Annotated in this window: 23 protein-coding genes; all 23 read left to right on the forward strand. The window is 60.7% G+C overall.

The features are described from left to right. Positions 1 to 85: 85 nt before the first annotated feature. The 23 genes from CLU93_RS28635 (at position 86) to CLU93_RS18480 (ending at position 23823) form a co-directional block, all read left to right on the forward strand. Positions 86 to 568, forward strand: coding sequence for a hypothetical protein (locus CLU93_RS28635; protein ID WP_099762791.1), 483 nt, complete (start codon positions 86 to 88; stop codon positions 566 to 568). A 44-nt stretch (positions 569 to 612) separates the two neighbouring features. Next, entirely contained in the window at positions 613 to 2277 is a 1665-nt protein-coding gene (locus CLU93_RS18375) for a terminase large subunit (protein ID WP_099762792.1), read from the forward strand. Between the two features lie 4 nt (positions 2278 to 2281). Beyond that, positions 2282 to 3562, forward strand: a complete 1281-nt coding sequence (locus tag CLU93_RS18380) for a phage portal protein (protein WP_180287879.1) — start codon at positions 2282 to 2284, stop codon at positions 3560 to 3562. Then, positions 3552 to 4238 carry an HK97 family phage prohead protease gene (locus tag CLU93_RS18385; protein ID WP_099764460.1) on the forward strand — a complete coding sequence of 229 codons (687 nt, stop codon included), beginning with the start codon at positions 3552 to 3554 and terminating at the stop codon, positions 4236 to 4238. Before CLU93_RS18380 ends, CLU93_RS18385 begins: the two co-directional genes overlap by 11 nt. 7 nt (positions 4239 to 4245) lie before the next feature. Next, positions 4246 to 5514 (forward strand): phage major capsid protein, encoded by a 1269-nt coding sequence (locus CLU93_RS18390; RefSeq protein ID WP_099762794.1) that lies wholly within the window; start codon positions 4246 to 4248, stop codon positions 5512 to 5514. A 60-nt stretch (positions 5515 to 5574) separates the two neighbouring features. Beyond that, positions 5575 to 5988: a hypothetical protein gene (locus tag CLU93_RS18395; RefSeq protein WP_143451763.1), complete on the forward strand. Its 414-nt coding sequence runs from the start codon at positions 5575 to 5577 to the stop codon at positions 5986 to 5988. A 25-nt stretch (positions 5989 to 6013) separates the two neighbouring features. Next, positions 6014 to 6571: a head-tail connector protein gene (locus CLU93_RS18400; RefSeq protein ID WP_099762796.1), complete on the forward strand. Its 558-nt coding sequence runs from the start codon at positions 6014 to 6016 to the stop codon at positions 6569 to 6571. Then, positions 6568 to 6909, forward strand: a complete 342-nt coding sequence (locus tag CLU93_RS18405) for a head-tail adaptor protein (protein ID WP_099762797.1) — start codon at positions 6568 to 6570, stop codon at positions 6907 to 6909. The genes CLU93_RS18400 and CLU93_RS18405 overlap by 4 nt, the downstream gene beginning before the upstream one ends. Then, on the forward strand, positions 6906 to 7397 hold the full coding sequence (locus CLU93_RS18410) for an HK97-gp10 family putative phage morphogenesis protein (RefSeq protein ID WP_099762798.1): 492 nt from the start codon (positions 6906 to 6908) through the stop codon (positions 7395 to 7397). Before CLU93_RS18405 ends, CLU93_RS18410 begins: the two co-directional genes overlap by 4 nt. After that, the gene (locus CLU93_RS18415; protein ID WP_143451764.1) at positions 7394 to 7801 is read left to right on the forward strand and encodes a hypothetical protein; all 408 of its coding nucleotides are present in this window, start codon (positions 7394 to 7396) and stop codon (positions 7799 to 7801) included. Before CLU93_RS18410 ends, CLU93_RS18415 begins: the two co-directional genes overlap by 4 nt. Positions 7802 to 7868: 67 nt before the next feature. Then, positions 7869 to 8345 carry a hypothetical protein gene (locus tag CLU93_RS18420; protein WP_099762800.1) on the forward strand — a complete coding sequence of 159 codons (477 nt, stop codon included), beginning with the start codon at positions 7869 to 7871 and terminating at the stop codon, positions 8343 to 8345. A gap of 95 nt (positions 8346 to 8440) precedes the next feature. Further along, entirely contained in the window at positions 8441 to 8893 is a 453-nt protein-coding gene (locus tag CLU93_RS18425; protein ID WP_099762801.1) for a hypothetical protein, read from the forward strand. Positions 8894 to 9000: 107 nt separating this feature from the next. Beyond that, positions 9001 to 9303, forward strand: coding sequence for a phage tail assembly chaperone (locus tag CLU93_RS18430; RefSeq protein WP_143451765.1), 303 nt, complete (start codon positions 9001 to 9003; stop codon positions 9301 to 9303). 78 nt (positions 9304 to 9381) lie between these two features. Then, on the forward strand, positions 9382 to 9651 hold the full coding sequence (locus CLU93_RS18435) for a hypothetical protein (RefSeq protein WP_143451766.1): 270 nt from the start codon (positions 9382 to 9384) through the stop codon (positions 9649 to 9651). 77 nt (positions 9652 to 9728) lie between these two features. Continuing rightward, the gene (locus CLU93_RS18440; RefSeq protein WP_099762804.1) at positions 9729 to 14312 is read left to right on the forward strand and encodes a hypothetical protein; all 4584 of its coding nucleotides are present in this window, start codon (positions 9729 to 9731) and stop codon (positions 14310 to 14312) included. Then, positions 14309 to 15778, forward strand: coding sequence for a hypothetical protein (locus CLU93_RS18445; RefSeq protein WP_099762805.1), 1470 nt, complete (start codon positions 14309 to 14311; stop codon positions 15776 to 15778). Before CLU93_RS18440 ends, CLU93_RS18445 begins: the two co-directional genes overlap by 4 nt. Further along, complete coding sequence (locus tag CLU93_RS18450; protein ID WP_099762806.1) at positions 15775 to 18795, forward strand: hypothetical protein; 3021 nt, start codon at positions 15775 to 15777, stop codon at positions 18793 to 18795. The genes CLU93_RS18445 and CLU93_RS18450 overlap by 4 nt, the downstream gene beginning before the upstream one ends. Continuing rightward, on the forward strand, positions 18792 to 19367 hold the full coding sequence (locus CLU93_RS18455; protein WP_099762807.1) for a DUF4376 domain-containing protein: 576 nt from the start codon (positions 18792 to 18794) through the stop codon (positions 19365 to 19367). Before CLU93_RS18450 ends, CLU93_RS18455 begins: the two co-directional genes overlap by 4 nt. Next, a complete protein-coding gene (locus CLU93_RS18460; RefSeq protein ID WP_099762808.1) occupies positions 19364 to 21379 on the forward strand; it encodes a phage head spike fiber domain-containing protein in 2016 nt (671 codons plus the stop codon). Before CLU93_RS18455 ends, CLU93_RS18460 begins: the two co-directional genes overlap by 4 nt. Positions 21380 to 21550: 171 nt before the next feature. Then, positions 21551 to 21880 carry a hypothetical protein gene (locus CLU93_RS18465; RefSeq protein WP_227742029.1) on the forward strand — a complete coding sequence of 110 codons (330 nt, stop codon included), beginning with the start codon at positions 21551 to 21553 and terminating at the stop codon, positions 21878 to 21880. Continuing rightward, the gene (locus tag CLU93_RS18470) at positions 21877 to 22401 is read left to right on the forward strand and encodes a glycoside hydrolase family 19 protein (protein WP_306594865.1); all 525 of its coding nucleotides are present in this window, start codon (positions 21877 to 21879) and stop codon (positions 22399 to 22401) included. Before CLU93_RS18465 ends, CLU93_RS18470 begins: the two co-directional genes overlap by 4 nt. Further along, positions 22398 to 22922 carry a hypothetical protein gene (locus CLU93_RS18475; protein WP_099762809.1) on the forward strand — a complete coding sequence of 175 codons (525 nt, stop codon included), beginning with the start codon at positions 22398 to 22400 and terminating at the stop codon, positions 22920 to 22922. The genes CLU93_RS18470 and CLU93_RS18475 overlap by 4 nt, the downstream gene beginning before the upstream one ends. A 112-nt stretch (positions 22923 to 23034) precedes the next feature. Continuing rightward, positions 23035 to 23823 (forward strand): DNA adenine methylase, encoded by a 789-nt coding sequence (locus CLU93_RS18480; protein ID WP_099762810.1) that lies wholly within the window; start codon positions 23035 to 23037, stop codon positions 23821 to 23823. The last annotated feature ends 126 nt before the right edge of the window (positions 23824 to 23949 follow it).

Consider the following 23949-nt stretch of genomic DNA (forward strand, 5'->3'; position numbering starts at 1 on the left):
GGAAACCGACTGGTTACCCAGACTTTTATGGAAATCGAAAACTACCCCTGGGGGGTTTCGGCCACTGATCATGCAGGAGAAACCCATGGACAAAAATCCAAACTTCAAAACCGGCTTGCCCGCTGTCGGCGCCGGCCACGTCACCAGTGGTGGTGACACAAGCTCACCGCTGCCGCCGCCGGTCGTGGACCTGAGTGGTGAAGAACTGCAGGTCTACGAATACCTGTGCGAATCGCTGCGGCAGGCAGGCATTGAACACCTGACCGCCGGCATGCCGATCGCAGTCATTGTCAGAACATTCTGCGACTGGATCAAGGCGTCGAAGATGTGCGCCGCGCAAGGCCGTACGCAAGTTTCAAAAACCGGATGGGTTACGCCGTTGCCCTGGGCCGATGATGAGAAGCGGCTCAAAATGGAGTTGGGCCAATGGCTACCAAAAGCGTGTTTGACAATCCCGTCGCTGGCGAGGGTAAGGAAGGACACGGGCGAGAAGGCCGGTCAGGACGATCTGTTCGGCGATCTCGTCGCCCACGCCACCAGCTCACCAGGAAGAAGGTCGATCAATTAACGCCGTCGCATCCTGAGGAGTGGGACACGGGCTACGGCCTGCCTGTGTTGCGCGGCGAAATCGTGGTCGGCCGTTTGGTGTACCTGGCAGTCAAGCGGCATTACGACGACCTGCTTAAAGCCGGCGCGCGCGGCCTGGTGTTCGTGCCGGCGCATGGCTGGCACATCATCGAGTACATCGAGAAATTCTTTGTCCACATCAAGGGCCCGCTGGCGGGCAAGCCCATTTACCTGGACCCATGGCAGAAGTTCTGGACCGCCGTTTTATACGGCTGGCGCAGGCAAGTTGATGGTGCGCGCCGCTTCAATCGCGGCTATGAAGAGGTGGCCAGGAAGAATGGTAAGTCCACTTGGAAGGGGCCGCAGGGCAGCTATCTGTTCAGCATGGATGGCGAGGTCGGCGCTGAAGTCTACGCGGTGGCCACCACCAGGGCGCAGGCAATGACTGTTTTCAGGCCAGCATTTGACAACATCAAGCGCTGGGTGCGCCGCTCCAAGGGGGCTGCCAAGTCGTTCAAGGTGTTTGGCGGGTTGAACCAGGAAAAGGTGGAGCTGGATAGTTCGGTGGGTCTATCGGTGTTCGCACCGCTGCCGGCGAATGCCGAGAACCTGGATGGTTTGAACCCGTCAGCGATTCTGTTCGACGAGCTGCACGCGCAGCGCAACCGCGATGTTTGGGACGTCATGGAGTCGGCGTTGGGCGCCCGGTTGCAGCCGCTGCTGTCGGCGATCACAACGGCTGGCTTCATCCTGGACGGGATCTGTACCGAGGTGCGGGCCTACCTGATATCGGTACTCGAAGGCAAGCGTGTTGACGATGCGTTTTTCGGCTACGTCTACACGCTCGACGATGATGACGACCCCTTCGATGAGCGCAATTGGATCAAGGCCAACCCCGGCCTGGGCAGGTCGAAGACGCTGGAGTACATGCGCGGCATGGCGCGGAAGGCTGCCGCACTGCCGGGCGCCCGCGCCAACTTCAAGACGAAGGACTTGAACATCTGGTGCAACAGCGCTGATGGCTGGTTTGATATCAGCGTATGGGACAAGGGCAAGTCCAAGTTCGACCCTGCGATGTTGCGGGGTCGGCGCTGTTTTGGCGGTCTTGACCTGGCCAGCACTCGCGATTTGACATGCTACTCGCTGGTGTTTCCGCCAGACGAAGAGGGCGGCGAGTGGTACGTGCTGCTCTGGTTCTGGTGCCCTCAGGCGAAGATCGACTTCGAGGAACACGACGATGCCGCGCCCTACAAGGCCTGGGCAGAGGCTGGCTGGATCAATGGCACCGAAGGCAACGTCACCGACTACAAGCCGGTGCGCGAGCGCATCCTGGCGTCGCGCAAAGAGTATGACGTGGTCGAAATCGGCTTTGATCGGTGGAACGCGCTGCAGCTGGCGAACGACCTAATCGACGAAGGCGTGCCGCTGGTGGAGGTGCCGCAGAACACTGGTGGCATGCATCCTGGCAGCAAGCGCCTGGAGGAGCTGGTCTACGGGCTGGTATTCAAGCATGGCGGTAATCCCGTCTTACGCTGGTGCGCAGCAAATACCGCGCTTCTTTTCGATTCAAATGGCAATTTCCGCCCCGACAAAAAGAAGTCGAACGCCAATGGGCGCATCGATGGAATTGTCGCGACTGTGATGGCGCTGACCCGGGCAACCTCGCATGAGGAGCAGGGCAGTCTTGACGAGTACTTATCTAACCGGTGACCACATGAAGTTATTCAAAAAGGTGATGGCCTTTGCGCGGAAATCGTTCTCGATCTTCGATGTAAAGGGCTATCGCGAGGCAGGTGGTCGCGACCCGGAATCGGGGCATGTGGTCAATCAAAAGACGGCAATGCAGATGGCCACGGTGTGGGCATGCGTGCGCTTGATCTCGGAAACCATCTCCACGTTGCCGCTGATGGTCTACCAGCGCAACGGCGAGTCGCGGCAGGTAGCGCGCGCGCATCCGCTGTACACGATCCTCCATGATTCGCCGAACGCGGATATGACTGCGGTTGAATTCTGGGAGGCGATCATCGCGCAGCTTTGCCTGTGGGGCAATGCGTATTGCCTGAAGACATACGCTGGACTGAAGCTTATTGCGCTGGACCCGCTGCGGCCGGATCTGATGCGCGTGCGCCGTGAGCGTGATGGCAGCGTGACCTACGTGTACTCCGATCCGCTCGGCCTGAAGGAGTACACCGACGCCGAAGTGTGGCACGTGAAGGGCTTCGGCACGGACGGGTTGTGCGGTCTTTCGCCGATTGCTTATGCGCGGCGCAGCTTCGGCGCAGCGATGGCGGCCGACAGGGCCAGCGCGAAGATGTTCGCAAACGGGATGCGCCCGACAGCGGTACTGTCCATGAAGGGCTTTTTGAACAAAGAGCAGCGCGGCTTGATGAAAGAAAAGCTGATGGATAGCTTGTTCGGCAGCGCCGAAACGGGCGGTCGCATGATGCTGCTGGAAGGCGACACCACTTATGTCCCGCTCAGTATCAACCCCATGGATGCACAAATGCTGGAGACGCGGACCTTCAACATCGAAGAGATGTGCCGTTGGTTTGGCGTGCCGCCGTCAATGATCGGCCACGGCACGGCGGTCTCGAACTGGGGCACTGGCCGTGAACAGATCATGCTCGGCTTCCTCACTTTCGCGCTGCGCCCCTACCTGACCCGTATTGAGCAGGGCATCAAAAAAGGGTTGCTGTCGCCAGCAGAACGCCTGACCTATTTCGCCGAGTTCAGCCTCGAAGGCCTGCTGCGTGCAGATGCTGCGGCACGTAGCGCCTTCTACGCATCTGGTGGGCAGAACGGCTGGCTGACGCGTAACGAGATACGCGCTTTTGAGAACCTCCCACCAATGCCGGGCGGCGATGAGCTGACAGTTCAGAGCAACCTGATACCGCTGACCCTCCTCGGCAAAATTACCAGCTCGGCCCAGGCTGCCAAATCAGCGATCTTGACCTGGCTCGGCATCGATACTTCAAAGGATGATGATGAAACATAGAAGCGGCGCAACACTGCAGCACAAGCAGTTTGCCTTCAAGGCGGATGCTGTCAATGAGGACGGTACCTTCAGCGGCTACGGTTCGGTCTTCGGCAACGTGGACAGCTATCGTGAGATCGTTGCCCCTGGCGCCTTTGCCGAAAGCTTGGAGGCGATCAAGGCCAGCGGCGACCCACTACCGGCGCTGTGGCAGCACCAGTCCAGCCAGCCGATCGGTGGCTATGATGTGCTGGCAGAGGACGCCCACGGATTGAAGGTCGAAGGCTTCCTGCTCAAGGATCATATCGTCAAGGCGGCCGAGGCCTACCAGCTGATGAAGCGGCGCATCGTCAAGGGCCTGTCGATCGGCTACTACGTGCTGGAAGACAGCTGGAACGAAAAGGACCGCATCCGCACGCTGACCAAGCTGGATCTGCAAGAGATCAGCATCGTCACCTTCCCGGCCAATGCCGAGGCGCAGATCGACAGCGTCAAGTCGATGGGTCACATCATCAAGGCGGGCAGACTGCCCAGCCTTCCAGAATTTGAAGACTACCTGCGCGAGGCAGGGTTTTCGAAAAGTCAGGCAACGGTCATCGCTGGCCGTGGCTTGAAAGAACTGCTTTCCCGGGGTGAGCCCGGTGGCGAAAACAGCGAGCTTCTTTCCGCGCTGCGGAATTTTACCCTCACCCAATAAGGAAATTATGAAGAACCAACTCAAAGCATTTGTCCTGAGCGTGATTGCCCGCCTTTACGCGATGGGCATGGCGCACATGTTCCGCAATGGCATGATCTTGTGCGCCGATGATCCCGAAACCATCATCAAAGAACTGAAGCGCATCGGTGACCAAGTCAAGGAGGTCGGCGAAAAGGCGCTAGACGAAGCGAAAAAGGCCGGCGATATGTCCGCGAAGACCAAGCTAACGGTTGACGAATTGCTGGTAAAGCAGGGCGAGTTGCAGGCCCAGCTAATGGACGTGCAACAGAAGCAAGCGCGCTTGCCTGGCGGCGGTGATACCAGTGGCGCGAAAAGTGTCGGCGAGCTGTTGACCGAATCGAAGGAGTACGCGGCATACCTGGAACAAAGCGCCGGCCAAAAGGGAAGCCGTTTCACAATGCCTGTAAAGGCCATCACCAGTTTGTCCAATAGCGCCGGCGCCGGCGTCGCGCCTGACCGTCTGGCGGGCGTGCAAACTCTGCCGCAGCGCCGCCTGACTGTGCGCGACCTGATTTCGCCAGGCCGTACCGGGAGCAACTTGGTACAGTACTTGCAAGAAACGGGCTTCACGAATAACGCGGCTACTACTGCTGAAGGCGCGCGCAAGCCGCAGTCCGACATTGCCTTTGCACTGAAACAGGCGACGGTCGTCAAGATTCCGCACTTTATCAAGGCGTCCACTGAAATTTTGTCCGACTTTCCGCAGCTGCAATCAATTGTTGACGTAAAACTGCGTTACGGTTTGGGCCTGGTCGAAGAGGCGCAATTGCTCAAGGGCAGCGGCGTAGGCAATAATCTCCATGGCATCAACACGCAGGCCACGGCGTATGCCGCGCCTCTTGTGATCGCCAACGCCACTCGCATTGATGTATTGCGCCTTGCGTTGCTGCAGGCTGAGCTGGCGGAATATCCCTCGACCGGCATCGTTCTGAACCCTATCGACTGGGCGGCTATCGAATTGTTGAAAAACGATATCGGCAGCTACATTTTTGCCAATCCGCAATCGATGGCACTGCCGGCGCTTTGGGGCCGTCCAGTTGTGCCGACGCAGGCCATGACGTTTGATCAGTTCCTGGTCGGCGCCTTCCAGTTGGGCGCGCAGGTTTTCGATCGTGAGCAGGCGCAAGTCACGGTGGCTACGGAGAATGAAGACGACTTCGTCAACAACCTAGTCACCATCCTCGCGGAAGAGCGTCTGGCATTGGCGGTCTACCGCCCAGAAGCGTTCGTCAAGGGCGACATGACTCCAGGGTAATTTACTTTTGCAATGAGCGGCCGCCGAGCAATCGCCGGCCTCTTTTATTTGGAGAACAAGATGATGATCGATGTCGTAGCAACCAGTGATTTTATCCACGGCAAGCTTGAAATGACAAAGCGCGGCGAGGCGAGCTTGACCGAGCAACTGGCCAATGACCTGCATGCGGCTGGCTTGGTCGTGTTGGCAAGCGATGCCAGCGAAAACAAGGCGGCGCCTGCGGTCGCCAACAAGATGGAGCCACCGGCGCGCAATAAGGGCGGAAAGTCGAGCAAGGCCCAGTCGGGTGCGACTGAGGCTGGTGCACATATTGGTGCGAGTGCAGACGTCTGCACAGAAAAGCCTGGCGTTCTTGTGGAAGGCGCTCTGCAGGATTTGACTGCGCCACAGGCACCAGCTGATACGGTGTCTCTCGTAGACAGCGGAGGTAGTGCCGGGCAGGCCGTCCCGGCTGCTGACGTCGCGGCTGCCTGATGTGCTCATAGCCAGGCATTCTGCTATGAGCCAAATATGCATCATCCCTCCAGCCATCCTCGCAGTGACGCTGGAGCAGGCCAAGTTAAATCTGCGTGTAGATGGCGAGTACCTTGATCCCCTGATCGAAATCTGGCTGCAAGGCATCATCGCCGAACTGGAGCACGAAATTGGCCAGTGCCTGATGCCGCAGACTTGGGAGGTGACGTTAGATGGATTTGGCGACACCATCGGTTTGCCGCACCCGGTCATCAGTATCGAATCTGTATCCTACCTTGACGCCAAAGGGCTGCGCAAAGAACTCAGCCCTACTGCCTGGAGATTGAGTCGCGGCCGGTATAAAACTGCATTGGCGCCAGCTGCTGGTGCCAGCTGGCCGGTTACCTCCCGTTCTAGTGAGGCAGTAATCATCAGGCTTATCTGTGGTCACGGCGAAAGTGCAGAAAGCACGCCGGCCAATATCCGCCTCTACATACTGGCAAAGTTGGTCGAGCAGTTCGACCCAGTGACGCGCACGGAACGGGACACGGTTCAGTCGACATACATTGAGCGTCTACTGGATGCCTGCAGGACCCATTCATGAGTGCGCTCAAGTATGAGGGCCGGATAAGAATCGAGCGGCCCGGCGCTGCTGTAGACCCTGATTACGGAACGAAACTGCCAAGCTCATGGCTGCCGGTGGTAGAGGTTTGGGCGGAGATCGTCGACGTCATGCCCAGCAAGTCTGAGGCTGTGAATAACGGCTTGCGATTGGCTGCCAATTCGGCGCGTGTCCGTATTCGCTACCGGCCCGAGATAACGAGTGTGATGCGCATTGTCGAGCTGACAGGGGCGAAACGTATCTTGCAGATCATCGCCGGCCCTGCGGTTATCACGGGGCGCACCGAGCTGGAATTTATGGTTGAGGGGTTTTCATCATGAGCGTTGACGATCTGGCTATTTCCGGCGGCAAGAAGCTGGACGACTTGTTGAAGACCTTGCCGGGCAAGCTGCAGAAGAACATCATGCGGTCGGCTATACGTGCAGGGGTCGTCGTCTATCGAGACAAGGTGAAGGAACTCGTGCCTGTTCACATGGGCGAGCTCAAAAAAAGTATTCGGATTTCCACTAAGCTAAAAGGCGGCGTTGTTACCGCCTCATTGAAGGTGGGTAGCCGTAAGGCGTGGTATGCCAAGCTGGTCGAATTCGGAACCCGTCCGCATAAGATCACGCCGAAAGATGCGCGCGCATTGGAGATCGGTGGTGCTGTTGTCGAATCCGTCGACCATCCTGGAGCTCAAGCCCATCCATATATGAGGCCGGCGGCAGATGCTGGACATACAGCGGCGCTTGCAGCGGTGGTCGACCAACTACGTAAGCGACTGACACTCGCGGGCCTGGACGCTTCACCGCCACCGGAGGAGCCATGAGTGCTGTGAAAGTAATGCGGGCCTTGCTGCAGGCTAATTCCGCGGTGGTTGCGTTGGTGCCTCTTGAGCGTGTGGATGCAGGTACCGTACCTCAAGAAAGCGAGTTGCCCGCTATCGGCATCAGGGAAATCGGGCGCAACGAATTTGCGACGGTAGCCCGCGCCGAAAAGCGCGTCTTGGTACGTTCGCGTGTGCAGGTGACGGTATATGCGAAAAGCTACCCTGAACAAAAAGCGGTATTGCTTGCTGCGAAACTTGGTCCTGGCGTGCATACCGGCGTGGTTGCTGGTGTGACAGTGCGCAGTGTGGTGAGGGGTGAGGTCGGCCCTGATCTTAGCGAAGAGGATGCCGGAATTTTTGAACAATCCCGCGACTTCATTGTGTCGTATATCGAACCGACCTGATTCAATTTTTTATTCACAACCCGCCCACCCGCACACGCCGGTGGGCATTTTTTTTGAAGGTACAGATATGGCTGATGATTTTGATCCAGATTTCCAAACTAATTCCGGCAGCGAGCTGTATGTCGCCGCCGGCCGGCCAACTACAAATACTGCTGCAGCGTTTGCCGCATTGACCTGGGTGCTGGTTGGTGCCGTCAGTTCCATGGGCGACGTGGTCGGCGAAAGCTCGGGTACGGCCACGGTCGATGATATCGGCCGCGCCCTCAAGCTGGTAAAAAAAGGCGCAGGCACGCGTTCTACTGCGGAATTCCAGACGGCCCTGATCGAGGACGACCCAGGTCAAAAAATGATCCGTACCTTTGCGAGCGCGAGCAATCACTCGATCAATTCGTACAAGGTGGTGCGTCAGGATCTTTCCGAGCGCTGCTTCACCGCCCAGGCAATGTCGCCGACCGAAACCGCCGCCGGTATTGACGATGCAGTGTTGTTCGGCTTTTCGCTGCTGCGCCAAAGCGACACTATCCGTGTGCCTTCGCCGGCTTAACGCCGATCTGATACGGCTGCAAGGTTCTCCCATCGCCGCTTGCTTTGCATCGCCTGTACGGGCGGAGCTTCTATTTTTCATGAAAGGTAATTCCCATGACATTCAATATCAAAAAACTCGCCATCGCTGCAACCGGCACCATGCCCGTGCGTGACGCGACTGGCGAAGCCCAGTTCGACGAACAGGGCAATGCGCTGAGCATCACGTTCCACAGCCCCGGTACGAAGAAACACCAGGCTGCCAAGCATGCGGCTGAAGAGCGCAATAACACCCGCGTCTTCGGTCGCATGCAGGGCAAGTCCGAGGCCAAGCAGTCGGCCGACGACAAGCTGCAAGAACGCGCCACCTTTCTGTCCGCAATCACCGTTTCGTTCAATAACTTCGGCAATGACGAACTGAGCGGCCACCAGTTGTTCATGAAAACCTACTCCGACCTGGAACTGGGTCACATTACCGACGACGCCGAAAAATTCAACGGTGACCGGGGAAACTTCAAAAAGAGCTCGGAGACGAGCTCGCCATCTTCGTCCGTCATGCTGCCTGGCTAAACGCAGTGCCGGAGGTGCCTGATCGGGCGCCTGGCAAACCTGCGGCGAAGACTCCGCTGCCAGTGTCGCGCCGAGACGCTTTCCAGAAGCGGGGCGCCGAAGTTCAAATGCCCCCGATTGAATGGGGTGGTTACATCCTGGGCTATCTCTTTGAGGTAGGACCAACGATGGCCAGCGGTATGGGTGGCGGCCCGTTGACGTTTTCTGAAATTGAGGCGTGGCAGCGGACAGTGGGTATCTGTCTTTCGCCCTTTGAGGCGCAGTTGTTGCGGCGCCTCTCGATGGAATACTTCGGTGAATCGCATGCCGCAACGAAATTTGATTGCCCGGCGCCTTACGGTGTGTCACTGCAATTAGTCAAATCCACGCAAAAAGAGATCAACAGAAAGTTGGATCAGTTCTTTGGATAAGTTCGGTGCTGTAGTATTGCCGTTTTAAAATTAGGAGGGCATATGCAGATATGCAGGGAATGCGGCACCGTCGGGCGCGTGAAAAAAATCACGCCTGGTTCAATTTTTATTGAGTTGGTACTTTGGTGCTGCTTTATTGTGCCGGGCCTGATTTATTCGTTCTGGCGCTTATCTAAGCGCCATGAGGTCTGCGCGGCTTGCGGCGGACAAAGCATGATTCCGCTTGATACGCCTGTTGGTGCCAAGTTGGCCGCAGATTCTGGTTATCAGGCCCCGCCAGCATATAAGGGTTCGCCGGCAGCGGAGCAATTCGGCAGGAAAATAGGGCGCATGTTCGCCAAGAAGTAGATATTGAAACGGCCCTGATTGCAGGGCTTTTTTTATTTTAGTGCAGCCACCTTCGGGTGGTTTTTTTATGGGTATATATGTCGACGATCATCAGTGATATGGAGATCCGCCTGCGCGCGGATATCGCGCGCCTGCAGTCCGATATGGACGCGGCCCGCCGCACTGTCGGCAGCGCGATGGATAACATCGGTGCGAAGGTAAAAAGCGTCATGTCGATGTTTGCAGGTCTGGCCGCTGGCATGTCGGTCTTCGCGATGGCATCCTTCATCAAGGGGACCCTTGATGTTGTCGATAGTCTGACCGACCTGAGTACCAGGACGGCTATCAGCGTGGAGGACCTTGCTGGCCTCAGCTACGGTGCCAAGTTGTCGGGCACTGAATTGGAGGCTGCTGCAGCTTCGATCTCGAAACTGTCCGTCAACATGGGTAAGGATGCGGAGCGATATGCCAAGCTGGGCATCACGGCGCAGGAGCCATTGGAAGCTTTCAAACAGTTTGCCGACATCTTCAAATCCATTCAAGACCCGCAGGCACGTGCAGCATTCGGTGCCGAGGCGTTGGGTAAGTCATGGCAGGAGGCTGCGGTCTTGCTGAACGAGGGTTCCTCAGGCATTACTGACTTAGTCGCGCGTGGCCAGGAACTGTCGGGTATCACCACTCAAAATTCTGCAGACGCGGCGGCGTTCAATGACGCGCTCGACGAACTGGGCGCCGTTGCCCAAGGTGTCGGTGTCAAGATCGCTGTGGACTTGCTGCCTGTGCTCAAGATACTCACTGACGAGGCGTTGAATTCGTCGAAAGCTGCCGATGCTGCCGACACCTCTTTCAAACCACTCACCGAGACGTTCAAGGCCATTGTGGTCTTTGGTGGCAATGTTTTTTATGTGCTGAAAACCATCGGCGAAGAGATTGGTGGCATTGCCGCGCAGATCGTTGTCGCCTCTGGTGCAGTGGCCAATTTGCTGAAACTTGATTTTAAAGCCGCAGCTCGTGACTTCAAGATCGCTTTCGGAGAAGGCGGGATGGGCGACAAGATGAAGGCGGACGCGGAGATGTCGCGCCAGGCCATCGATGAGTGGTCTGAGCGGGTGATCAATGCAGGCAATGAAACGAAAGAGGCACTGCTGGGGGTCGAGTTCCCCGACCCGTTCGGCATCGACAGCAGTATCGCAGCAGAAAATGCCGCGCGCGCCGATGCCTTTGTTAAGTACGCCGAGCAGCAAGCTGCCTCCAAGAAATTGGCCGACGTGGCAGCCGCTGCTGCGAAGAAAGAACAGGAGGTATATCGAAACCTGTTGACGACCTTGGCTGAACGTATCGCGGCGGGGAAAGCGGAATTGGCTGCTGGACGCGAATTGACCGAGGCCGAGAAAGCCACCATTAAGCTCGATAGCGAGCTGGCTAGTGGCAAGATTAAATTGAGCCTTGGTCATCTGGAGCATGTGCGCACGCTGATGGTCGAGGCTAACGCCATGGACAAATCGGCTGCATCTGCGAAGAAAGTGCGCGAGGCTATTCAGGCGCTGACGGACGAGCGGAATTCGGCCTATATCAGCCTGGCCTCCGAGGTTAAGGCCGACGAGGACGCGGTGAAAAACTTCGGTTTGACCAAGGAACAGATCGAGGCGCTGACGCTGGCTCGCATGGAAGACCGCTTGGCGCGGCGCGGGCCCCAGGATCTGGACCTGGATGAGGCCGAAGTTAACCACCTGACGCGCATGATCGCACTGCAAAAGGAAAAGGCATCCACGGCCGCAACCTTGGGCGCACTCGATGCCGGGACTGATGTGACGAAGGCCAAGGAGCTGCTCGACATCTTGACTGCTGTCGATAATGCTGCCAAGGACGCGGCATCTGGCATGGCGGCCAGCTTCGGCGCCGTCGGCTCGGCCATTGGCGGTTTGACCAGCGCATTGAGCGGATTCTCGCGCGACCAGGCCGTCATTGCCGCACAGCTGGCGGCCACCATGAAAGACGCCGGCGGCGATCCAGGCAAGATAGCCAAGGCGCAGGCCGTTGCTGCGCAGCAGGGCGCACAGGCGCAGGTACGGTCGTATGGCGACATGGCCAAGGCAGCCAAGGGCTTCTTCAAGGAGAACAGCACCGGTTACAAGGTGATGGAAACTGCAGAAAAAGCTTTCCGCGCCTACGAAATGGCGATGGCGATTGAGTCGATGGTGAAGAAGCTGTTTGCCGTCGAGGTTGTGACGACTGCAACACTGGGGGCGGAAGCTGCCAAAGCGGTGGCCGTCCAGGCCGGCACAGCAACGCAACTTGCAGCTGACACAGTGAAAGGCACATCCGCTGCAGCCGTGGCGGTCGCTACGCAAGCGCAGGGCGATCCTTACAGCGCTTGGATTCGCATGGCCGCGATGGCTGCCGCGATGGCCGCCTTGGGTTTTGCAGTATCTGGCGGCGGTGGATCGGACACGACTGCCAAGGACCGCCAGGCCGCAACCGGTACCGGATCCATCCTGGGAGACTCGTCCGCGAAATCGGAATCGATCGCACACAGCCTGGCCATCATGGAGAAAAACTCCGGCCTGGGCCTGGCTTACTCTGCGTCGATGGCCAGCTCATTGCGCCAAGTCGTAGAAGGTATTGGCGGTCTCGGTGGCCTGCTGGTGCGTGATTCCGGAGTGACCGGCAATATGGCTGCTGATACAAAAGGGGCCGCCGCGTCGTTTGGCGCGTCCACCCTTGGTGTTGCACTGACGGGCGGGGTTATCGGCTTGGTACTGGATAAATTGACCGGCGGATTTGTTGGAAAAATCACCGGTGGCGTCCTGGGTTCCATATTTGGAGGTAAAACGACCACGCTTGATACGGGCGTCATGTTAAACAAGGCATCGCTGACCAGTATTCAGATGGGTGGCGTGTCCGCCAGCCAATACACCGACACGAAAACGTCGGGCGGCTGGTTCTCTCGCGATAAGAACCGCACTGCGCTGAGCAGCCTGGGTGGCGAGGCGAACGACCAGTTCACCAAAATCATCCTGGGCCTGCGCGACACGATTCAATCAAGCGCCACGGCGCTGGGCATGGGTGGCGCCGCTTTTACCGCACAGCTGAATACATTCGTGGTCGACCTGGGCAAGATCAGCCTGAAGAATTTGAAGGGCGATGAACTGCAGAAGGCCTTGGAAACGGCGTTTTCAAAGCTGGGCGACGACATGGCCAAGTTCGGCGTGGGCGGCCTGGAGCAGTACCAGGCTGTGGGCGAGGGTTACCTGGAAACGCTGGCGCGCGTGGCCAACGACTACATGCAGGTGTCCGACGTGCTGGCCGTGCTGGGCAAGTCCTTCAATACGACCGGCCTGGGCGCAGTGGCGCTGAGCGAAAGCCTGATCACTGCGGCCGGCGGTCTGGAGGCGCTGACCAGCGGCACCAGCTACTTTGTCGAAAACTTCCTGACCGAAGCCGAGCGCATGGCGCCGATCACCAAGTCGGTGAACGATGCCATGGGCAAGCTGGGCAAATCGGGTGTGACCACGGTCGACCAGTTCAAGGCCCTGGTGCTGGCGCAGGACCTGAACACGACCGCTGGCCAGGCGATGTATGCGCAGCTGATCGCCATCGCTGAGCCGTTCAAGAAAGCAGCTGACTACGCGGCTGAGCTGGCGGCTGCCACCGGCGACCTCGCAGCAGTGAACAAGACTGCCAGCGAAATCGCCAGCGAGCGCAAGGACTTGCTGCAGCAGTTGAACGAGCTGACGAAAACCGAAACGGCGTTGCTGGCCATCCAGCGCGCTGGCATCGCCGACGTCAATAAGGCGCTGTTCGACCAGGTGCAGGCGGCCAAGGCAGTAGTTTCTGCCAAGGACGTACTGGGCAAGGCCTACGACAGAGAGGCGGCAGCGGCCCAGACGGCGCTGGATAAATCGAAATCGTGGGTGGCCACGCTCAACGGCCTGAACGCCAGCATGGCCCTGGGCAACCAGTCCATCCTGACGCCGGAGCAGAAATATGCCGAGGCGCGCGCCCAGTTCGAGAAAACCCTGGCGGCAGCGAATGCTGGCGATACGGCGGCACAGTCCGGCCTATCGGCTGCCGAGCAGGCGTTCCTGACTGCGTCCCAGGTGGTCAACGCTTCGGACGCCCGCTACGCGGCAGATTACGCCCGCGTGCTGGCGGCCAATGACGAGGCGTTGAAATGGGCCTCGGCGCAGGTCGACGTGCAGCAGGCCAGCCTGGATGCCCTCAAGGCCCAGGTGTCGGGCCTGATCACCATCAACGACAGCGTGCTGACGGTGGCGCAAGCCATCGCCAACCTGCAGGCGGCGATGGGCACGGCGACCGGCATGGGCGTGAAGTTCGACGGCTCCCATGCCGGCGGCCTGGCCAGCGTGCCGTTTGATGGCTACGCGGCCGAGCTTCACCGCGGTGAAGTGGTGGTGGATGCGCAAGCTGCCTCTGCCATGCGCCGCTACTTCGGCGGCGCACCGAGCCAGGGCGGCGGCAACACCGACGCCCTGGTGGCTGAGATCAAGGGCCTGCGGGAAGAGGTCAAAGGGCTGCGCGCCGATCAAGACAAGCAGACCGGCGCCTTGATCCGAGGCACCGTCGAATCGAACGACAAGGCTGCCAAGACGGTCGTGGCAGGCGTCGAAAAATCAACCAAGTCCTCAGCGTGGGCGAAACAAGTGGAGTACTCGAAATGACCGATGCGCAATTTTTAGAATGGCTGCAGGACGATACAGCTCATCGTACGGCCCTGGTCGAGGTACAGGTGAACGTGGCAGGCGAGGAGGTGACGCGGTACATTGCCTCCCGTTCGTATGTCACCGGTCCGCTGGAAGTACCGCCCAACACGGCGTATCTGGCGCTGGTCACGAACGGCCTGGCCCTCACGGAACAGATCAGTCTGACGAGCGAGGCGGGGCTGTCGGGCGGCGATATCGAGCTGGCCAATACGGACGGTTCGCTTGACAGCTGGCTGGCAGACGTCTGGCGCAATCAGCCGATCAAGGTCTGGTTCGGTGACGTGCGCTGGGCGCGCGGAGAATTCCAACTACGCTTCGACGGCCTGGTCGCCGATGTCAGCAGTGCCGGCCCTGAATCGATCAACCTGGCGGTACGCGACAAGATGGGGCGCCTGGACACGCCGATCACCGAGGCCAAGCTGGGCGGCACCACGCCCAACAAGGACGTGACCTTGCCGGTACCGTTTGGCGAGTGTCACAACGTCACGCCCTTGCTGACGAACCCGGCCACGCTGGAATACGGCTTTCTCGGCGCTGTCGAGTCGAGCTTCGAGGTGCGCACCAATGGCAAGCCGATTGCCGTGGCCTTGAACGACCAGGCCGGGCGCTTCAACCTGACCACGCCACCCTATTCGGCAGCGATCACGGTCAGCGTCCAGGGCGACAAGGGCGGAGGCTACGTGCCGCGCATCGCGCCGCTGGTGCAGCGCATTGCCACCGCCTACGGCAAGGCAGCTGACCGCTTCACGCTGGCCGACCTGGACCTGGCCAACCTGGCAGCGTTCGATGCTGCCCACCAGCAGCCGGTGGGTTTGTATGTGGCGGATAGGATGAACCAGGCCCAGGCCATCCAGCAGCTGGCGGCGAGCGTCGGCGCGCAGGCGGTCATGTCGAGCATCGGCCAGCTGCGCCTGGTGCAGATCGCGCTGCCGGCGGCTGGCGTGCCGGTGGACATTGGCGCCGCGCAGATGATCCAGGGCTCGCTGCGCCAAGTGCAGCGCTTGCCGGTGGTGGCGGCCGTGAAAATCGCCTACGACCGGAACTACACGCTGCAGCCCAGCCTGAACACCAGTATTCCGGCCGAGCATGCCGATATGTACGCGACGGAATGGCTGACGGTCACGGCGGTCGACGAGGCGGTGCGCACGCGTTACCGCCTGACCGATGACCCTCCGCAGATCGAGACCTGCCTCAAGCAAGAGTCGGATGCGGCGGTGGAAGCGGCCCGGCGCCTGGCGCTGAACAAGGTGCAACGCACCATTTACGAATTTGAAGGAATGCCCGAGATGATGGTGCTGGAACTGGGACAATCTGTCGTGCTGCGCGACCGTCGCTACGGCCTGCAGAATGGTGTGGCAGGCGTGGTCGTGCTGCTTTCGCGCCGGTGGCTCGATTGCCGTGTGACGGTGGGAGTGCTGGTATGAGCGCCATCGTAGGGACGCGTGACAAGCGCCTGCAGGCGTCGGCGGAGCGTTTCAGCACCACCGCCGACGGCAAGGCCATCCTGATGTCCGGCGCCACGCCCGTGTTTCGCGTCGATAGCAGCGGCGCCGGGTCGCCCGCTTCGATTGCCATCACGGCCAAGCCCTTGAACGTGGTGGGCGATATCGTATTCTCGGTGTCTGCCGGCACGACGCTGGTAATTGATGGCAACGTGGCCACGGTCAACTTTGAGGGCATGACGACCGATACGGTCACGGTGCAGGCGCGTATTCGTGAATTCGGCGTCGACTATATTGCCAATTACATCATCAGTAAGGTATTCGATGGCGTGGCGGGCGACACCGGCCTGGCCGGGATCAATACGGCGCAAGCCTTCGCTTACAAGCGGGCGGCGGCCGTGCCCACCGATTCCCCGGGCGACGTGGTCTACACCTTTGCCAGCGCGGCCATCACCGCGCCCGCCGGCAACGACCTGGCGAATGGCTGGTCGAAGAATATCCCGGCCGGCACGGCGCCGCTGTACGTGCGCGTAGCGGGCGCCAGCTCGCGCAACGCCACGGACAACATCGCTGCCAACGAGTGGGCAGCGGCCGTGCTGCTGGCCAGGGATGGCGCAGCGGGTGCCGATGGCGCACCTGGCGCGGCCGGTGTGGCCGGCGCCGACGGCATGAACACAGCGCAGGCCTTCGCCTACAAGCGCGCGGCCGTCGCGCCCGTCGACTCGCCCGGCGACGTGGTCTACACCTTTGCCACTGCGGCCATCAGCACGCCAGCCGGCAACGGCCTGGCCAACGGCTGGAGCAAGACCATCCCGGCCGGCACGGCGCCGCTGTATGTGCGCGTGGCGGCGGCCAGCTCGCGCAGCGCCACCGATGCCATCGCCGGCAACGAATGGACGGCGGCCGTGCTGCTGGCCCAGGACGGCACGGCTGGCCAGAACGGCCTGAACGTGGCGCCGGTGCGCATCTACCAGCGAGCCGTCGCCAATGTCGCGCCGGCGTTGCCGAGCGCGGCATGCACGTTCACCTTCGCCACAGGCGTGTTGACGGGCCTGAACAACGGCTGGTCGACGCAGGTGCCCACGGCCGGCGGTGCCTACTTGTTCACTTCGGGCGCCACGGCCGCGTCGACTGCCGCCACCGACGATATCCCGGCCGTGGAATGGGCGGCGGCCGCGCGCATGGCGGCCGACGGCGCCAACGGCAGCAATGGCGCGAACGGCGTGGATGGCCTGAACGTGGCGCCGGTGCGCATCTACCAGCGCGGCGCGACCAATATCGCACCGGCGCTGCCGAGTACTGCATGCACGTTCACGTTTGCCACGGGTGCGCTGACGGGCTTAAACAACGGCTGGTCGACGCAGGTGCCGACGGCGGGCGGCGCCTATCTGTTCACCTCCGGCGCCACGGCCGCCTCGCGCGGCGCCACCGATGACATCCCGGCCAGTGAATGGTCAGCGGCGGCGCGCCTGGCAGCCGATGGCGTGACGACCTACACCTGGGTGAAGTATGGCAATACCGCTGCAGGCGGCGGATTCTCCGATTCGCCCGTGGGCATGACTTACATCGGCCTGGCCTATAACAAGGCCACATTGGTAGAGAGTGACAACCCGGCAGATTATGCTTGGTCTCTGATCAAGGGCGGCGACGGAGCGAAGGGCGAAGCCGGAGCGGATGGCAAGACGACCTACACCTGGATCAAGTATGCGGACAATGCCGATGGCACCGGTCTGTACGACTCGCCGCGCGACAGCACCCTGTACCTGGGCCTGGCCGTCAACAAGCTCAGTGCCGCCCCCAGCACCAACAAGGCGGACTACGCCTGGGCGAAGTTTCGCGGCGGCCAAGGCGTAGCAGGTCCATCCGGCCAGCGCGGCACCGTGACGGTGACGGCGCCCGGCTATTCGACCTGGTCGGATGCCTCGGCCGTGTATGAGTTGGGCCATGCCGGCTACGGCGCGCCGATCAACCGCGACATGGTGACGCTGTACGATGCCACGTATGCGGTGACGAAGTTCTATGTAGATGGCGAGTGGCTGGCTGCCGACACCGTCTTGAATGGCGGTTTGCTGGTCAACGGCACGGTGGCAGCAAAGGCGTTGGCGGTCGACGAGCTATCCGCTATTACCAGCATTCTGGGAAAGGTGAAAGCAGGCGATATCTCCGCCTCCACCATCCATGGCGGCCCTGGTTATCCGACCCCCGCCTATGCCTGGCCGATGGGCGCCGGCGGTGGCAAGGGCTTCCATTTGAGCGAAAAAGGCATCCTGTTCGGCGACTATAACGGTGGCGTGCCTGGTGCACAGTATTTTTCGGCGGGTGCGAATGGCCAAATAGACGCTCCAGGCCTGTCGATTAAAGATGGGAATGCTATTTTTTCGGGCCGCCTATCAGCGGCCAGTGGCTCATTTAGTGGAACCCTGACAGGTCGTAACGTCACGGCCGAGAATCTGGCCACGGACATGGCTCTTATCGGCACCGTGATCCGCTCGCGGACGTACAACCCGGGCAGCTACGGCTGGATGATCAACGCTGACGGGACTGCTGAGTTTAGTGTTTTGTCGATTACTGGCCGGCCGACCGGGCCGGTTTATGGCTACAGCTGGATGGAAGCTACGTCCGTTACGTTGGCCACGCTGGGCAGCGCTACGGGCATCGCTGCGGCCCACAAGGTAATTCTGCGCGCGGAGGGGGATATGTCGTCTGCTGCAGCGGCGGGCTCCATTATAACGATCACCCTGTATCGAGGCACTGCGGCCGGGGCTGAAACGACGTTCATGTTCACTCGGACTGTTCGAGCATCAACTACTGGTGGCGGTGTGTGGACCGATGAGGTGCTGTACTTTTCCGAGACATTCGAAGTTGCCGTGGCCACGGATGCTGGACGCACAGGCTCCGGCGTATTTTTCAAGGCGATCGCTACCCGTGCCGGTAGTAGCACCAGTGGCACGAATGCGTCCATCACCCTTTCAACCAATATCAAGAATCCAACAGTATGAGCATCTTTTACGCCTACCTCGACACTGCCGGGTACGTCCGTCAGTGGGCGCCAGGGCCGAACCCGCCAGCGGTGATGGGCCTGACGCTGCACGCCCTCCTGCCTGGCGAACGTATGTCCGAGTATTTGCGAATGGTCGATGGCGCACTGGTGTCGTATCCGCCTGAGGTGCTGCTGGCCGACGTGCAGGCAGGCGCCATCGCGGATGCCAATGCCAAACGCGACAGGCGCCTCGCAGGGTTCGACCGCTTCTCTTACGGCGGCGTGCTGTACGACGGTGACTTGCGCGCCGAAGCGGCCATCAAGCTGGCAGCACGCAGTGCAGCATTGGGACTGTTGCCAGATGGCGCTGCGTGGCGTGTGTTCGATAATACGGATTTACTGCTGACGGCGCCGCAGGTGATCGAATTGGAGGCGGCAATGATCGAGGCGAAAGCTCGATTTGTGGCGCACCATCATGCTCGCTGCCGTGAGCTCAAGGCAGCTATTGTGGCTGCTACGTCGGCAGCCGATGTGCGCATGGTGGTTGCAGCGGATTCTCAACTACCAGACCTCACTGAAGGTACTGTATGACCAATCTCCGCATCATCTACGACAACGCGGCCGACCGTGCTGCGCTGACGGCCAGCACCACGGCCGGCACGCTGGGCGTGGCCAACCTGCAAAACAACCGCAAGGGCCGTCCCTGGCGCGCCACCGGTACCACGGCGCGCCTGGGCGCCACTTGGGCCGTGCCCGAGCGCATCGGTGGGGTGTTCCTACCGTTCTGCAACCTGTCGCCGACTGCGTCGATGCGCGTGCGCGTGTCGAATGAATCGGCGGCAACGAACCTGAACACCTATTCATCCGATTTTTGGGCACCAGGCTACAGCAGGCCTGGGCCGACTGTCGTGTTGCCCAATACGGATGTGGCGCCGGATGGCTCCTTGACCATGAGCACCTTGAAATCGACTCCGGGCGTGACATCGTATAGCCAGAAAGTTATCGCGGGCGCGACTTTTACCAATTATGTCGTGTCGCTCTTCATCAAGGCCGGCAGCGCGACAGGATCTCGTTTCAGCATTTACGACCCGGCGATTTCCCTGAACACTGCGTCAGCGATCATTGACTGGGCGAACGGTGTGCCGGCCATTCGAAATGGCGGCGCTGGATGGGTGATGGCGCCGACGTTGTCGGCAACCTCCGTTCCTGGCGTATATCGGCTGGCTGGCGTGGTGAACAGCCGCGAATTTGCGGGATTGGCGGTCTTGAATTACCCGGATTTGTCCAACGGCGGCTTGAGCACCAAATACTGGGGATTGAGCGTGGTGGAGGGGGCGGCGTTGAGCAGTTATTACCCCTCGCTGGATACCTTCACGTCGCGTGCCTCCATCGGTACTTTCTTTGGTAGCAATGGCCTGCTGCAAACGGCGGCAGCGAACGTGGCCAGGATGCAGTACAACCCAGCAAATCTGTCTGCTCCACCGAAGTTGCTGCTGGAGCCGGCCGCGACGAACCTTGCCCTGCAGTCTGGCAATATCGCCAGCGCGAACTGGAACATGCGCTGGGGTGGTGCGGCTACCGTGGCGGCCGATCCCGCCGTGCTTGCGCCAGACGGCACGCCGGCATACAAGGTCAGCCCGACTTCCGGCGGCTCCGGCATTGGCCAAGGCATTTCCCTGACAGCTGGCGTCACCTACACGTTCAGCATGTGGGTCGCCGCTGGAACGTCGCCGCGCAGCTTGGGGGTTTGGCCCGCTTCCGGTTCCGTATTGGCGTTCTCGACAATTCCTGCCAATTCGCCGATGGCGCGTTACAGCGTCACGTACACGGCCGCCACCACCGCAGTGCATTATTTTGGGCTGCAGGGCATCTTCGTCGGCGATTCTTTATGGTGCGCCTGCGGGCAGGTCCAGGTAGGGCTGTATGCGGATTCATATATTCCGACCACGACCGCCGCCGTGACGCGCGCAGCCGACGTCGCCCCCTCCGCGCCAGGCGTGCGTCCGGCCGGCTACATCGACGCCTGGCAGAGCTACAGCTACGACAGCGGCATGCTGCCGGCATGTCCGGCCGCCGCAGCATCGGTCGACGGTTTCACGCCCCTGCAGGCGGCCAGCGCTTACAGCAATGGTGGTGGCGCCTATGCGCGTCACTGGCTGTCGGCGCAGATGCCGGCGCTGGGCCTGGCGATTGACATCAAGGACCCGGCCAATCTGCAAGGTTATGTCGAGGCCTGTCGCCTGGTGACGGGTGCTTACTGGTCGCCCACCAATAACCCGGACTATGGCGCGTCCGTGACGCCCATGGACGCAAGCACGCATACCCGCACCGGCGCTGGCGATTTGTGGACCGACGCCGGCCCGCGTTCGCGCAAGATGCCCCTGCAGCTGAGCACACTGCCGGCGGCCGACCGCACGGCGCTGTTCGGCATCGTGCGTCGCAATGGCATGTCCGGAGCCATGCTGGTCAGCCTGTTTCCTGAATCGGCCGACCTGGAGCTGGAACGTGACCACACCATCTTCGGCAAGCTGTCGTCGGTCTCGGCGATGAGCATTCCGTACTACGAGAATTACTCGATGCCGCTGGAGATCGAGGAGCTTTAACCGCTGTACCGCTTGCATCACCACAAACCCGCTTCGGCGGGTTTTTTCATTTCCATCACCTGAAAGGCATTCATGGCCATCGAAACGACCGCCGCTGGCGGCGCACTGATTAAAATTTTTGGCATCCCGGTCCTAGCCGGCGCTGCCGCAACCTCACTGGGATTCATGTTTATGTGGCCAAAAACCGCCAAGGAAGCGGGCGTGCGCTTCTTCGTTACCATTCTCTTTTCCGCCCTGATGGGCCCGGCCCTGGTCGTGGTCGTGCGCAACTGGATGCCGGGCCTGTTCGACAGCGCGCGCGCCGTCGCCGTGCTGTACGGCAGCGACCCGGCCCTGGGCTTCCTGTTCATTGCTGCGCCGCTGATGGTGGCTGCCGGCTTGCCCGCCTGGTGGGTACTGGGCGCCACGGTGCGCTGGTTCGACAAGCGCCGCGACAAGGATATCGGCGAGCTGGCGCGCGATGCGGCCGCCGTCGTCAAGGACGTGCGGGGTGGCCTGTGAGCGCCGTCACGCTGGCTCAACTGCTGGCCATCATGCCGCTGGCCCGCTCGCGTGCGGCCGCCTTCCTGGCGCCGTTGAACGCAGCCATGCTGGAATTCGGTATCACCACGCCAGCGCGCGCCGCCTCCTTCCTGTCCCAGGTGGGCCACGAGTCGGGCCAACTGCTGTATGTGCGTGAGCTGGCCAGCGGCCAAGCCTACGAAGGCCGCGCCGACCTGGGCAATGTGCGCCCAGGCGACGGCGCGCGCTTCCGTGGGCGCGGCCTGCTGCAGGTGACCGGCCGCACCAACTACGGCGCCTGCGGCAAGGCGCTGGGCCTCGACCTGCTGGTTAAGCCCGAGTTGCTGGAGCAGATCGTCAACGCCTGCCGCTCGGCGGGCTGGTTCTGGCAGACCAAGGGGCTGAACGCCCTGGCCGATGCCGGCGACCAGGTGAAGGTGACTCGACGCATCAATGGCGGCACGAATGGCCTGGCCGAGCGCCTGGCGCTGTTTGAGGTGGCGCAGCGGGTGCTCGCGTGAGTGCGCTGGCCAAGTTCGCCAGCAAGGTGCCGAGCTGGCTGTACGCCACCGTGCTGCTGTACGTGCTGGCCAGCGCCGGCATGCTGTACCAGCGCCTGCTCGGCAACGCCCAAGGGCGGGCGGAAGTGCAGGGGCTGTGGGATGCCGACAAGAATACCCGCGCGGCAGCGGAAGCGAAGGCGGTGGCGCAGCGCGCCGTCGATAACCTGGCGCAAGCCAAACAACAGGCCGCCACCGTGCTGGCCATCAAGAAAGTCTACGATGACGAAATCAACCATGTTCGCGCTCGTCTTGCTGCTGCTGAGCGCATGCGCAAGCCCGCCTTCTGTGCAAGTGGTGGACCTGCCGCCCCGGCCGGTGGCAGTGGCGCCGAAGGAGGCTCTGCAGCCGATCCCGCCAGCGGGCTACTTCCTGACGCGGTGGCGCGAGATATTCAAGCCCTGATCCTGCAGACGGAGGAAGTGGCTGCGACGGGACGGGCGTGCCAGAGTTTCGTGCGAGGAAATGGCATGGCGCCATAGAGGGGATGGCTGATTGTTGCTGCGCTAACAGCAGCAATCAGCCGGTGCCTGGTGAGTAGGCTTGGATTGCCTCATGCGAGGAATTCGACTTTACCACTAGGAGGTACACATTTTGGCATTACCTATCATCCCCTGGATCGGCGGCAAACGACGCCTGGCCGACCGCATCATCCCGCAATTTCCGCCACACACTTGCTACGTCGAGGTTTTCGCTGGCGGCGCCGCGCTGTACTTCATGCGGCCGCCGGCCGAGGTCGAGGTGCTCAACGACGTCAACGGCGAGCTGATCAACCTGTATCGCGTCGTGAAGTGCCACCTGGAGGAATTCGTGCGCCAGTTCAAGTGGGCGCTATCGAGCCGCGAGGTGTTCAAGTGGCTGCAGGAGACGCCACCGCATACCTTGACGGACCTGCAGCGCGCGGCGCGCTTCTTCTACCTGCAGCAGCATGCCTTCGGCGGCAAGGTCGACGGCCAGACGTGGGGCACGGCCACGACCGCACCGCCGCTTAACCTGCTGCGCATCGAGGAGAACTTGTCGGCCGCGCACCTGCGCCTGTCCGGCGCCTACATCGAAAATCTGGACTGGTACAAGTGCATGGAGCGATATGACCGGCCGCACACACTGTTTTACCTGGACCCGCCGTACTGGGAGACAGCCGGTTATGGCGTGGAGTTTGAATTCTCTCAGTACGAGAAGATGGCCGAGCTGATGGCCAGGCTGAAGGGCAAGGCCATCTTGAGCTTGAATGACCACCCTGACATCGGGCGCGTGTTCGCACGGTTCCAGATGGATACGACTGGCATCCAGTACAACGTGGGTGGCGGTGGCAAGGCAGTCGAGCGGAAGGAACTGATTATTTACAGCTGGGATAAGGAGGCCGAACCAGCGGGCTTGTTCTAAGCCTAAACGGCCAGGTGTGCAGACGTCTGCACGCTTGGCCGATGTTTACTTTACAGCGTTTAAAGTTTGGATATACTGTATGCATATACAGTATATTGGAGTGTCGCCGTGCTTGTAATAGCAGCA

The sequence above is a fragment of the Janthinobacterium sp. 35 genome (assembly GCF_002754575.1).
In the GTDB taxonomy this organism is placed as follows: Bacteria; Pseudomonadota; Gammaproteobacteria; order Burkholderiales; family Burkholderiaceae_D; genus Janthinobacterium; species Janthinobacterium tructae.

What these genes read in the sequence shown, in the direction of transcription:
- CLU93_RS18390 (WP_099762794.1), top strand. Translation starts at nt 4,246, where the DNA reads ATGAAGAACCAACTCAAAGCATTTGTCCTGAGCGTGATTGCCCGCCTT.
- CLU93_RS18400 (WP_099762796.1), top strand. Translation starts at nt 6,014, where the DNA reads ATGAGCCAAATATGCATCATCCCTCCAGCCATCCTCGCAGTGACGCTG.
- CLU93_RS18380 (WP_180287879.1), top strand. Translation starts at nt 2,282, where the DNA reads ATGAAGTTATTCAAAAAGGTGATGGCCTTTGCGCGGAAATCGTTCTCG.
- CLU93_RS18395 (WP_143451763.1), top strand. Translation starts at nt 5,575, where the DNA reads ATGATGATCGATGTCGTAGCAACCAGTGATTTTATCCACGGCAAGCTT.
- CLU93_RS18425 (WP_099762801.1), top strand. Translation starts at nt 8,441, where the DNA reads ATGACATTCAATATCAAAAAACTCGCCATCGCTGCAACCGGCACCATG.
- CLU93_RS18405 (WP_099762797.1), top strand. Translation starts at nt 6,568, where the DNA reads ATGAGTGCGCTCAAGTATGAGGGCCGGATAAGAATCGAGCGGCCCGGC.
- CLU93_RS18430 (WP_143451765.1), top strand. Translation starts at nt 9,001, where the DNA reads ATGCCCCCGATTGAATGGGGTGGTTACATCCTGGGCTATCTCTTTGAG.
- CLU93_RS18410 (WP_099762798.1), top strand. Translation starts at nt 6,906, where the DNA reads ATGAGCGTTGACGATCTGGCTATTTCCGGCGGCAAGAAGCTGGACGAC.
- CLU93_RS18415 (WP_143451764.1), top strand. Translation starts at nt 7,394, where the DNA reads ATGAGTGCTGTGAAAGTAATGCGGGCCTTGCTGCAGGCTAATTCCGCG.
- CLU93_RS18420 (WP_099762800.1), top strand. Translation starts at nt 7,869, where the DNA reads ATGGCTGATGATTTTGATCCAGATTTCCAAACTAATTCCGGCAGCGAG.
- CLU93_RS18465 (WP_227742029.1), top strand. Translation starts at nt 21,551, where the DNA reads ATGTGGCCAAAAACCGCCAAGGAAGCGGGCGTGCGCTTCTTCGTTACC.
- CLU93_RS18450 (WP_099762806.1), top strand. Translation starts at nt 15,775, where the DNA reads ATGAGCGCCATCGTAGGGACGCGTGACAAGCGCCTGCAGGCGTCGGCG.
- CLU93_RS18440 (WP_099762804.1), top strand. Translation starts at nt 9,729, where the DNA reads ATGTCGACGATCATCAGTGATATGGAGATCCGCCTGCGCGCGGATATC.
- CLU93_RS18445 (WP_099762805.1), top strand. Translation starts at nt 14,309, where the DNA reads ATGACCGATGCGCAATTTTTAGAATGGCTGCAGGACGATACAGCTCAT.
- CLU93_RS18455 (WP_099762807.1), top strand. Translation starts at nt 18,792, where the DNA reads ATGAGCATCTTTTACGCCTACCTCGACACTGCCGGGTACGTCCGTCAG.
- CLU93_RS18385 (WP_099764460.1), top strand. Translation starts at nt 3,552, where the DNA reads ATGAAACATAGAAGCGGCGCAACACTGCAGCACAAGCAGTTTGCCTTC.
- CLU93_RS18460 (WP_099762808.1), top strand. Translation starts at nt 19,364, where the DNA reads ATGACCAATCTCCGCATCATCTACGACAACGCGGCCGACCGTGCTGCG.
- CLU93_RS28635 (WP_099762791.1), top strand. Translation starts at nt 86, where the DNA reads ATGGACAAAAATCCAAACTTCAAAACCGGCTTGCCCGCTGTCGGCGCC.